The organism is Helicobacter sp., assembly GCF_014799995.1.
In the GTDB taxonomy this organism is placed as follows: domain Bacteria; phylum Campylobacterota; class Campylobacteria; order Campylobacterales; family Helicobacteraceae; genus Helicobacter_D.
On record NZ_JAAVGY010000042.1, the window covers coordinates 19,254 to 30,461 of the forward strand.

9 protein-coding genes and 1 pseudogene are annotated in these 11,208 nt (G+C 36.3%); 1 reads left to right on the plus strand and 9 read right to left on the minus strand.

Annotated elements, in window-relative coordinates; genetic code table 11:
* Positions 1 to 3: 3 nt before the first annotated feature.
* The 4 genes from HDT10_RS06355 to HDT10_RS06370 all read right to left on the minus strand — a co-directional run bounded on the left by HDT10_RS06355 (position 4) and on the right by HDT10_RS06370 (position 4,501).
* Positions 4 to 843: a biotin synthase gene (locus tag HDT10_RS06355; protein WP_290881302.1), complete on the minus strand. Its 840-nt coding sequence runs from the start codon at positions 841 to 843 to the stop codon at positions 4 to 6.
* Positions 844 to 1,248: a pyridoxamine 5'-phosphate oxidase family protein gene (locus tag HDT10_RS06360; protein WP_290881304.1), complete on the minus strand. Its 405-nt coding sequence runs from the start codon at positions 1,246 to 1,248 to the stop codon at positions 844 to 846. It abuts the gene before it with no gap.
* 18 nt (positions 1,249 to 1,266) lie between these two features.
* Positions 1,267 to 3,516, minus strand: coding sequence for a type I DNA topoisomerase (gene topA / locus HDT10_RS06365; protein WP_290881306.1), 2,250 nt, complete (start codon positions 3,514 to 3,516; stop codon positions 1,267 to 1,269).
* A gap of 133 nt (positions 3,517 to 3,649) precedes the next feature.
* Positions 3,650 to 4,501 carry a 3'(2'),5'-bisphosphate nucleotidase CysQ gene (locus HDT10_RS06370; protein WP_290881308.1) on the minus strand — a complete coding sequence of 284 codons (852 nt, stop codon included), beginning with the start codon at positions 4,499 to 4,501 and terminating at the stop codon, positions 3,650 to 3,652.
* A 140-nt stretch (positions 4,502 to 4,641) separates the two neighbouring features.
* Between HDT10_RS06370 and HDT10_RS06375 the strand changes: the two are divergent.
* A pseudogene (locus HDT10_RS06375) lies at positions 4,642 to 5,766 on the plus strand (glycosyltransferase); the annotation flags it as partial.
* Positions 5,767 to 6,137: 371 nt separating this feature from the next.
* Here HDT10_RS06375 and HDT10_RS06380 read toward each other — a convergent pair.
* The 5 genes from HDT10_RS06380 to HDT10_RS06400 form a co-directional block, all read right to left on the minus strand.
* Complete coding sequence (locus tag HDT10_RS06380) at positions 6,138 to 6,491, minus strand: glycosyltransferase family 2 protein (RefSeq protein WP_290881311.1); 354 nt, start codon at positions 6,489 to 6,491, stop codon at positions 6,138 to 6,140.
* 83 nt (positions 6,492 to 6,574) lie between these two features.
* Positions 6,575 to 7,726, minus strand: coding sequence for an adenylyl-sulfate kinase (locus tag HDT10_RS06385; RefSeq protein ID WP_290881314.1), 1,152 nt, complete (start codon positions 7,724 to 7,726; stop codon positions 6,575 to 6,577).
* Positions 7,723 to 9,141, minus strand: a complete 1,419-nt coding sequence (locus HDT10_RS06390) for a hypothetical protein (protein ID WP_290881316.1) — start codon at positions 9,139 to 9,141, stop codon at positions 7,723 to 7,725. Before HDT10_RS06390 ends, HDT10_RS06385 begins: the two co-directional genes overlap by 4 nt.
* Positions 9,142 to 9,146: 5 nt before the next feature.
* The gene (locus tag HDT10_RS06395) at positions 9,147 to 10,499 is read right to left on the minus strand and encodes a hypothetical protein (RefSeq protein WP_290881318.1); all 1,353 of its coding nucleotides are present in this window, start codon (positions 10,497 to 10,499) and stop codon (positions 9,147 to 9,149) included.
* Positions 10,500 to 10,540: 41 nt separating this feature from the next.
* Entirely contained in the window at positions 10,541 to 11,203 is a 663-nt protein-coding gene (locus HDT10_RS06400; protein WP_290881320.1) for an O-methyltransferase, read from the minus strand.
* Positions 11,204 to 11,208: the final 5 nt, after the last annotated feature.

Consider the following 11,208-nt stretch of genomic DNA (forward strand, 5'->3'; position numbering starts at 1 on the left):
ATCCTACGCGCAACTTGTCGCAATTCCATATCCATAAGCCTTGATACGTTCCACTTCTTCTTTTGGCGTATTGCCCTTAGTGGTTAGATAATCCCCCAACACCACCGCATTAATGCCACATTCAAAAAGCATTTTTTGGTTTTCTCCAAAGACGCGTTCGCGCCCTCCTGCAATCATCAAACGCGCATTGGGTAAATATTCTCGTGCGAGTTTGACGCATTCTAATGCTTCTTCTTGGCTTAGAATCTCTTGACTAAGCGGCAAGGCAGGATTGGGGATAAAAAAATTAATCGGCGCACTGTGAGGATTCAAGGTGCGCAAAGCAGACAATAAGTCTATTCTATCTTGCCAACTCTCTCCCAAACCAAAGATTCCGCCACTGCATAGCCCAAGCCCTGCCTTTAATGTATTTTCACAAGTTGCATACCGCTCCTTAAAGTCGTGGGTTGTGCAAATTTTTGGAAAGAAATTTTGGCTTGTTTCAAGATTGTGATTGTAGCTTGCGATTCCGGCATTTTTCAGCTCTATCAAAGATTCCACGCTTGCGATTCCATTACAACCAATCAAATGCAAGTGCAAGCCCTCTTTAGAGATTGCACGCGCAGCTTCTGCAATATATTCTGTTCGTTTGGAATCTAAATTGCGTCCGCTCGTAACAAGACAGAATCCCAACGCACCATTTTCACTTGCTCTTTTTGCTTCCTCTAGGATTTGTGGAATTGGCTTGTATTTATAACGTTCAATGTCTGCATTATACTTCGCACTTTGGGTGCAATATGCGCAATCCTCTGCGCAACTCCCACTAGAAACATTGCAAATCGTACATAAAAAAATTTCACTCATTTAAGATTCCTTAATCACTTCTTCGCGTCCGCTTAGGCTTTGGATTTTGATACTAGGATTCTTGAAATAAAAAACAGAAAAATCCGCATTTGTGGGGCTTCCATAAATTTCTTTTAGGATAGGATATTTTGCAAACATTGCCTCTTTGACTTCTGCATTCTCCTCAAACACCACTTCCGCACGGATTCTTACCCAAGTTTCCTTAGAGTCAAAAGCACAAAGCTCTACATTAGAAAAATTCTGTATATGTTTTACCATTCCTTTGGTCTTGGAGGTGCAATAATAAAGCTTACCCTGATGCAACAAAGGAGACTGAATCGGGCGCACGCGCGGATTACCACAAGTGCCCTTAGTTGCCAAAAATCCTACATTCTTATCTAAAAAATCCAAAACTTCTTGTGTCATTTGATTCCTTTTGTTAAATTAATCTTTTAAATCAGCCAAAGCTTCCGTGTCCTCTATCCGCTCCTTACACGCGATACATTCTAGCACGGGCTTCTTGCGGAATGTGCGCCTTGCCATTAGGGATTGGCATTTGGGACAACGATGATTTGTCGGGGGAAAATTCGCGATAAAATTGCATTTAGGATAATTCGCACAACCATAAAATTTCCCGCGCCTACTGCTTCTCTCCAAAATCTCCCCGCCACATTTGGGACATTTCACGCCCTCTAAGGCTTGTGGAGCGGATTTTTGGAAGGAGTTTAAGGATTTTGTATTTTTACATTCTGGATAACCGCTACACGCGAGAAATTCTCCATTTCTACCGTGTTTTTTCACCATTTCTTTGCCGCATTTTTCACACACACCAAAGCTTTGGGATTCTTCACTTGATGCGTTGGATTCTTTTTGAATATACTTACATTTAGGATAACCACTACAACCGACAAACTCTCCATATCGCCCATTTCTACGCACCAATTCCTTGCCACAAAGCGGGCAAGTTTCGCCTGTTGGAATCGTGAGTTTTTGGCTCTGAATGTTGGTTTTGCCCTCGCTAATCTTTTGGATAAAAGGCTCATAAAAACGCCATAATAGTTGCTGCCAATCCTGCTTGGATTCCGCTACCTCATCTAATTTTTCCTCTAAATGCGCAGTGAATTTAGAATCCACAATCTCATTGAAATGTTGCTCTAGCAATTCCACCACCTTAAAGGCAACTTCTTGAGGTTTGATTTGCTTTTTTTCTATCGCAATATAATCCCGCGAAGTCAGCAGAGAAATCGTAGGCGCATAGGTGCTTGGGCGTCCAATGCCAAGAGATTCCAAAGTCTTAATGAGGCTTGCTTCAGAAAACCTTGCGGGCGGTTCTGTCGCGTGCTCTTGCTCTTTGCATTTCTCTAATTGCATTGCGCTTCCGACTTCTAAGAGTGGCAATAATTTATCTTTGCCCTCATTTCCAAGCACGTGATAGAAGCCATCAAAGACGAGCTTGCTCCCACTTGCCTTTAAGAGTGCTGTGCCGCTATGAATCCATAAGCTTTGTGATTCAAATTCCGCATCGCTCATTTGAGAGGCAAAGAATCGCTTATAAATCAAGGAATAGAGTTTGAGCTCATCACCCTTTAAATACTGCGCGGCAATTTGCGGTGTGAAATCCATTAAGGTAGGACGAATCGCCTCGTGCGCCTCCTGTGCGCCCTTTGCCTTAGTGGCATAGACTTTTGGCTTGGCTGGCACATATTCCTTGCCATAGGTTTTAGCAATGAGATTACGTGCTTCCTCTTGCGCAATCTTGGCGATATTTAGGCTATCAGTTCTCATATAGGTAATTACACCCATAGAGCCTTTATGTGTTAGCACTCCCTCATAGAGATTTTGTGCTGCTTTCATCGTGCGTGAGGGAGAGAATCCAAGCAGTGAGCTTGCGCTTTGTTGTAAAGTGGAAGTCATAAAAGGCGGTGGAGTGGCTGTTTTTCGTTTCTTATTATCAATCTTTTGAATCTTGAAGCTTGATTTTTTAAGGGATTCCACAATGTTTTTTGCCTCTTTTAGCTCCTGTAAACTAAGCTTTTCTATCTTTTTCCCTCCAAATTCCACGAGCTCCGCTTCTATGCCTTTGACTTTTTTATCAGGCGCGGCGAAGCTGCTTTCAATCACATAATAAGTTATGGGCTTGAAATTCAAAATCTCCTTTTCCCTATCTACAATAATTTTTAACGCGCTACTTTGCACCCTGCCCGCACTCAAACCCCGCTGGATTTTAGAGGCAATCAAAGGGCTTAGACGATAGCCTACGATTCTATCTAATAATCGCCTTGCTTGCTGTGCATTGACTTTGTCCATATCAATGAAGCGCGGATTTTTCAAAGAATCCTCAATCGCCTTTTGTGTGATTTCGTGAAACACGATTCTAGGGAGCTTATGCGGGTCTTTATCAATGGCTGTGGCGATATGATAGCCAATCGCCTCCCCCTCTCTATCCTCATCGGTTGCGATATAAATTTCTTTGGAATTTTTTGCTAGTTTTTTCAGCTCATTCACCACCGCTTTATGCGATGTGTCAATTTTATATTCTGGAATAAAGGTTTGGTTTTCAATCTTGATACCAAAGGTGTGTTTGGGCAAATCACGAATATGTCCCTTAGAAGCAATCACTTCATATTTATTTCCCAAGAAATTCTTAATCGTTCGTGCCTTTGTCGGAGATTCTACAATGATTAAACTTTTCAAATTTCTACCTTAGAATTTATAATTTAAATTTTGCTAATCATACAAAAATTTGCACTAAAATTTCAAGATTCTTTAAAAGGCTTACAAAATTTACCCTTGCAAGTGTCGTTTATTTCGTCCTTGTGAGCAAGTTTTACTTGAGTAATCCATTCATAAAATCCTTATAAATTTCCCCGCCGATTTGTGATTTCGCAAAGGCAATGAAATAATCATTGCGCACACTTGGCTTGTTATACTCCAAAGGCTGCTTAGTCTTGCAATCTAGTATCACTCCGCCCGCTTCCTCTAGCACGATTTCACACGCCGCCATATCCCATTCACTCGTGCCATTGAAGCGTGGATACAAGTCTGCTTTACCCTCTGCGAGTGCGCAAACTTTAAGTGATGAACCACACTTTTGCGCTTTAAGATGATATTTTTGAAAAAATTCTTGTGTCTCTTGCGTGCTATGAAACATAGAATCGCAAGCGATGATTTGCGTATCCTGAATGATTCTATCGCCACTTAACTTATGTTTATTTTTCTCTAACCATAGCGCATTAAACGTTTGAGATTCCAACGCACCTTGGAGCTTTTCTACCTCATAAGCAAAACTCCCAAAGCTTTTTAAAGCAATAAAAAGCTGATGAAACACCGGCGCATAAACGACACCTAGAATCGGACGCTTTTGGTGGATTAGGGCAATATTAATCGTCCAACCGCCATTTTGAGCCAAAAAATCCTTTGTGCCATCAAGCGGGTCAATGAGCCAATAATATTCCAAACTTTTGCGCTCTTCATAGTCCAAAATCGCCTCTTCAGAGCAAATTTTATAAGGCGAATTCTCCTGTAATTCTCGCATAATCAGCGCATTAGATTCTAAATCCGCTTGCGTGATAGGCGAGGAATCCTTTTTAAGTTTAAAATCCTCCAGCCCATAATATTGCAAGGCTACTTTCCCGGCTTTGATTGCGATAATAGCGCATTGATAGAGTAAATTTTGCATACATTTCCTTAAAAAAATAAATCTTAAATTTATATCCAAACTATCCTTTAAAGCAAACCAATTTTTGCGATTCCGCTACTTACAATCAAAATTAAAGAAATTCTGATACAATAGCACATAAAAACTAAGGTTGCTTGCTTATGGATTTCTCCAAAACTTCTGCAGTGATTCTTGTCAAAAATGGCGGGCAAACTCTACAAGAATGCCTAGAATCCTTAAACTGCTTTGATGAAATCGTCTTGCTTGATAACCAAAGCACTGACAATACTTTAGAAATTGCCACAACTTTTAAAAAACACTTCCCAAACCTTACGATTCATCATAGCGAATTTATAGGCTTTGGAGCTTTAAAGAATCTCGCGGTCTCTTATGCAAAAAATGAATGGATTTTTCTGATTGACGCGGACGAGGTTTTAGAGAAAGATTGCTTAGAGGAGCTCAAAACTATTCATTTAAAACAAGAAAATATCCTTGCCCTGCCTAGAAAGAATCTCTATAAGGGAGAGTGGATTAAAGCGTGCGGTTGGTATCCAGACTATGTCCTAAGAGTATTCAATAAATCTTTCACCCGCTTTAACGACAATGCAGTGCATGAAAGCCTCATTATCCCATCTAATGCAGAAATCATCAAAACACAAAATGGCTTGAAACACTATGCCTATGAGGATATTTACACCCTGCTTGAAAAAATGCAAAAATACTCTAATCTTTGGGCGCAACAAAATCTACACAAAAAAAGCTCTATGGGACGAAGCATTATTCGCAGCCTATGGAAGTTTATTAGAGATTATTTTCTAAAAAAAGGCTTTTTATATGGCTATAAGGGCTTTGTGATAAGCCTTTGCAATGCGTTAGGAGTGTTTTTCAAATACGCCAAACTCTATGAACTCACACACAAGATTCCCACTTGCTCTTTGATTATCACCACTTATAATAGCAAGGATTATTTGCGCTCCGTGCTTCAAAGTGTTAAGAATCTTGATTACCTGCCAAAGGAAGTTTTAATCGCCGATGATGGAAGCACAGAAGAAACCGCCCTGCTCATCAAAGAATTTCAAAAGACTTTCCCCTGCCCTCTTTTGCATATTTGGCAAGAAGATGAGGGGTTTAGATTAAATACGATTCGCAACAAGGCAATCAATGCAGCAAGAGGGGAGTATATTATCCTCATTGATGGGAATATGGTGCTAGAGCCCCATTTCATCAAGGATCATTTAGATTTTGCTAAGCATAAGGTAGTTTTGCAAGGATCTAGGATCATCTTGCAATTTATTCACCACAAACAATAAATCGTCAGCACCAATTTTCATTTTTTGCAAATCCCTTGACTTGGTTGATGAATCTTCATTATGACGATAAATATAAAGAAACTCATTTAGGACTTTGATTTTATGGCATAACATTAAATAAGAAGTACTAAACAACGCATCTTCTGATAGTGTGATATTTCTCTCAAGATTGTTTAGGTGTAACTGAATATTTTTGAGGTATAAATCCCTCTTGAATGCTTTAAGAACTATACTATTAAACATATTTACCCCCCAGCACAATAGAATTCTTTAAATTCCTCTAGCGTTAAAATTGAGTTTGGGTAAAAAAATTTGAAGACTTTGTCAATACTCCTTGCTTTAAATCCTTATAATGAAAAACAGAGCAAATCATTATCCAAAAACTCTTGATAAACCTTTTCGCAAGCTTGCATTTCTAACAAATCATCTCCATCGCAAAACATAATAATTTCTGCTTCTGCAGACTTTACTCCCTCAAATCTAGCCTTTAACAATCCAAGGTTCTTTTGGTTATGAATGATTTTGATTCTTTTGTCTTGATTGGCAAACTCCTTAACAATCTCCATACTCTTGTCTGTTCCACAATCATCTACGACGATAATTTCTATATCCTGTAAGCTTTGCTTAAGACAACTCTGTATGGCTTCTGCTATAAAATTTTCTACATTAAACACGGGTATAATTACAGAAAGCTTACTCATCTCTCAAATCTCCAAATCAGTTTTAATTTTATCGCTTTAATTGATTATTTTGATTTCTCTAAACAAATCCTAAATGGTAAATATTATTTTCTAACTATCACACGGATAAAATAGTCATCTTCCTCTTTAAAAGGCGCAAATCCTTTTTCCTCCTTGGCATAAATTATGTTAAAATCTTGTAATTGTCTAAGTAGATCTTCAAGATTTAAAAATCTTCTATAATGATTTTCAAATATAAATGCATCTTTTTCGCCCTCAACAGGAATTCCCATTTTATAAAGAGAATTCTTGTATCCTCTAACCTCTATGGCAAAAATCCCACCTCTTTTCAAAGATTCCTTAGCCCATAAAATTACCTTATCTTGTTGCTTTTGCGTAATAGAATGCAAAGTAAAACGCGAATAAATTATATCATACTGCACTTTAACCGAAAGATTTGCAAAATCAGCGCATTGAAAATTCAAGTTTGCATTAGTATGCTTCTGGAGAAAATCAATGATATTTTTACATTGGTCAATTCCTAAAACTTGAATTCCATTATGGGCAAAATATATACTGTCTCTACCATTTCCACAACCCAATTCAACGAGAGTCTGTCCTTTTTTAAAATAATTTGTCATACAAGTTTTGGCAAATAAAGAAGATTCTCCTATTTTATGATGAATCGCATAATATTTCTCCCAATACACTCTATCATCTATTTTTGTGAGACCAGATAAGAATATATTAACTCTCTCTTGTAATTTTTGTTGATTTTCAATTAAATTTTCCAAAAAAGAATTATCTATAACAAAATGCGCTTCAGGTTCTACAAAAGCAATGTCCACACCCATAACATTACTTATTTCCCCTCTAAGAGCTGCACTATAAAGCCCTTTTTTATCGCGTTTCTTTAATTCCTCCATTTCACATTTAACAAAAACTTCTAAATAATGAGGAATATTTTGACGATTCATTATATAGATTTCTTCAAAAAGTGAAATGGTCGCACATACGACAATCATGCCATTGGCTGACAAAAATGAACAAAGAGCAGAAATCTTTTTAGCAACTTTTAGTCGCCCCTCTTTGCTGAAATCTGGTTGCTCCTGAAAAATACTGCGAAAAACATCTCCATCAAGCAAAACAACATTGTCTCTTTGTTTTTTTAGAAACAAAAAGAGATCTTGGGCAAAAGTTGTTTTTCCTGCCCCTGCTAGTCCGCATATCCAAATAACTGCACCCTGTTGCATCATTTTCTCCTGTAAATATCCATTATAAACTCACTTAAAAATTTACTGGAATGATATAAGTTATATGCTTGTTTATCTCTAAATTGATTTATTTCTATTTCAAATGCTTGCTGAATTTTAGAATCCCTAATATCCATAACAACCTTTTTTAAATTTTTTAAATCTTTTAAGATGATATTACACTCCTTATGGTAAAGGTGAATATCATTAATCCTTGCTCCATATTTTCTCTTATTTGGCATATAAATAATAGAAGGTTTAAGAGACCAAAATGGATAAGAAACTCCCATAGAACTTTCATCAGTCAAAAGAACAAAACTATTTAAGATGTATTCATTTAAAAAACTTGGAGTTTCGTCAAAAATAAAATTTTTATTCTTACACCATTGTGCAATTATTCTTGCATATTCTGCTTTTTGTTTTTTTCTTAATGCAGGATGAAGGCGAAAAACAATCTTGATTCCATTATTCAATAGTTCATTAATGGATTGTATAAATTCATCACACATAAAATTTTCCAAATAAGAGGGGGCAAAAAGCAAATAATAATTTTGAGATTTCTTACCATTGATTTTTTGCAATACCCAATCCAAACTTGGATTACCGCCTTTGATAATCTTTTCTTTTGGCAAATGAAAATATTCGCAAATTTGCTCTAAAAGCCTAAAATCATTCACGGTGTGTGCAATAACATAATGACATCGCTGTATGCGCTCTCTATTTAAGCTTTCAAAAATATATTTCGCTCCTGTGCGATGAAGCGTATATTGTAAAGACTCATTAAAATTGTGCCCTAAATGCACGATAGTTGGCTTAACAGATTCCAACTTTACCAAAGGCAAAGGCGTATTTATAGACAACAAAACTTTCATTTTAGGAAAAATAACATAATACATTGAATGAGAAATAAAAGCATAATTTTTTCCTATCCTCTCCTTTGTTAATTCATATGCCATTTCAGAATCACAGCAATACACAAGAGAATGTGGTAAAAATTTATCAATCTCTCCAATATGCTTATTATCTTTTGTATAACCAATCATTGTGATTCCAATATTGTATTCTTTAATACAATTCTCAAATTTTGCAATCATTGCATATGTATTATTTAAATGAATCTCTAAGCTATCCTGAAGAGAACTTAAACTCTCCTCTAGCAAATAATCTTGAAAATGAGCTAAAAGGAGAGTTAAGCCTCGTTGATATTGTTCAAAAGAAATTCTTAATATCTTCCCAAAAAACTCTACTTTTGGTATCTGCTCTTTTAATATCTTATTCATATATTCTACCAAAAGCCCCAAAGCACATTCGTTGTTGCTTTGATAATCCAAAATAACTTTTGAAGGGATTTCAAATCCTAAAAGCTTACAAACTTTTTCATATTGGGCAATTTTATGTTCTCCAATTTTTGAAACCAATTATCCTACCCTTTTTGCATTATTTCCAAAATCTTATCTGCTATCACCCGACTTGCTTCCTTAAAATAAATCACTTCAGTATCGCGATAAGATAAAATTTTCTCTTTATAATTTATTTTTTGAACTTCCTGCACCTTTAGGAAAATTTCCATACTAGAATTTGCCATTAAATGTATTCTGTTGTCAAAAAATCCAACACCGCCTAAGGTTTTCTCAAACAAACTTTTATCTTTGAAATATAAAATGGCAGGACACAAATGCTTGATAGGAAAAGTATATGCCACACTAGAGGCACTTGTAATTAAAACAAATGTTTTTGCTAGAATCGTTTCAAAATCCTTATTATTATAATTTACAAAAAAATTAGGAAAAGACTTCAGCGATTCTATTATATCTTTGCTCTTACCAACCCATTCGTAACGATAACGCAACCCAACTTTATAACCTTTCTCTAAAAGCATTTTGATTGCTTCATAAATTTCTAAAACTTCTTCTTCATCATGCAAAGCAAACAATACCAAATCTCGGGAATATTCTTGTATCTCTTTTACATTATCAAATGCTGCATAACCACTTTTTATCAAAAAAGGCTGATTTTTTTGGGGCAAGTCCTTAATTAAAGTTTCTGCTGCTTTTGCAATTCGCTCACAAGCAACAAATAAATAATCAATATTATTTCTGTAAATTTCTCTTAAATAATCAATCTTGTTCTCCATAATTGCCTCTAAAACACTTGAATAACTATGGTGCTGCACAAAGTAAATTTGCTTTTCATTGCGCGTATAAGTACTTGCTGTGGAAAAAAAATATTTAACAAAGTCTATATATTTAAAATAATCCATCAAATAAGGAATCACCATTACATTATCATTCCTTTCAACCCTCGTAAAATCCTCTCCAGAACTATCCAAATAAATAACTTTGCAACCCTTTCTTAATAACTCATAATCTACATTTCCTAAGTGTTTTTCACCCGCTAAACCATACAGAACAACTCCAATAAGCCCCCCCCCCCGCGCAGTCAGAGCAGAAATTCTCTTTTTAGCCTCTATGCAAACTTGCAAAGCAATTTTTTCAACAAATTCACTCCCTAACCAAGTAAAAATCCCAACATTCATCAGATTATTTTCTAATTGCTTTTGTCTTTCTTCTGTAATTCTAATTCCTTGAGTCAGAACAATCACAACTTCTGCTTCTTTGTTAGCAATTCTATTCTTAATTTCCGCTGCCTGCTCTTGCAGTGTAATTCCCGGTTTCCCATCATCAATAAAACTATATCCAACATTGGCTTTGATAAAATCCAACATTTTACCAAATGTCTTACCACTTTTTCCGGCTGGATAAATATAATAATGCATTTTAATCCTCTAAAGATGCTTTATTAGAGAATCCAAAAACTTTATATCCATAATGCTCCCATTCTCTCAAAATTTTCATAGCTTGCATAAGTTTTGCTTTCTACAATTTCTCTCCACGCCTCTTTCATTCCCTCACTCCAAGTAATATCGTCAAAAAGCATTACCCCCCCCCGCTGCATAAAGGGAAGGATTTGTTTAAAGTATGCAATCGTGGCGTCTTTGTTATGATGTCCATCAATAAAGGCAAAATCAATAGGCTTAATTTCCTCCAAGAGTTGTGGCAGGATTCTATCAAAACGACTTGTGAGAACTTCAATGTTTTTGAGGTTAAAATATTGATGATTCTCTCTAGCAATCTGTGCGACATTGGGGCTTCCCTCTAATGTCCAAATCTTAGCCTCTGGGGCAAAAAAGCTCATATAGCTACTAGAAAACCCGCAGCAAGTGCCAAGCTCTAGGATTGTTTTAGGGTTTAGTTTGGCAAAAATTTGATAAATGACTTGTGCCTTTTCTCTTTTGACACCAATAGACGCTAAACTTTTAAGTGCAACTTGCACCACGACACCCTTTTCCATTTGTTCCTTTGTCCGATGCTCACTTGGATTCCCCGCTCCATAATCTATAAATTCAATCTCTTTTAGGTTCTCTCTAAAACTTTCTCTATGAGTCTCCACTTGATTACAAACTTCTTCAAAACTTTTCATCTTTA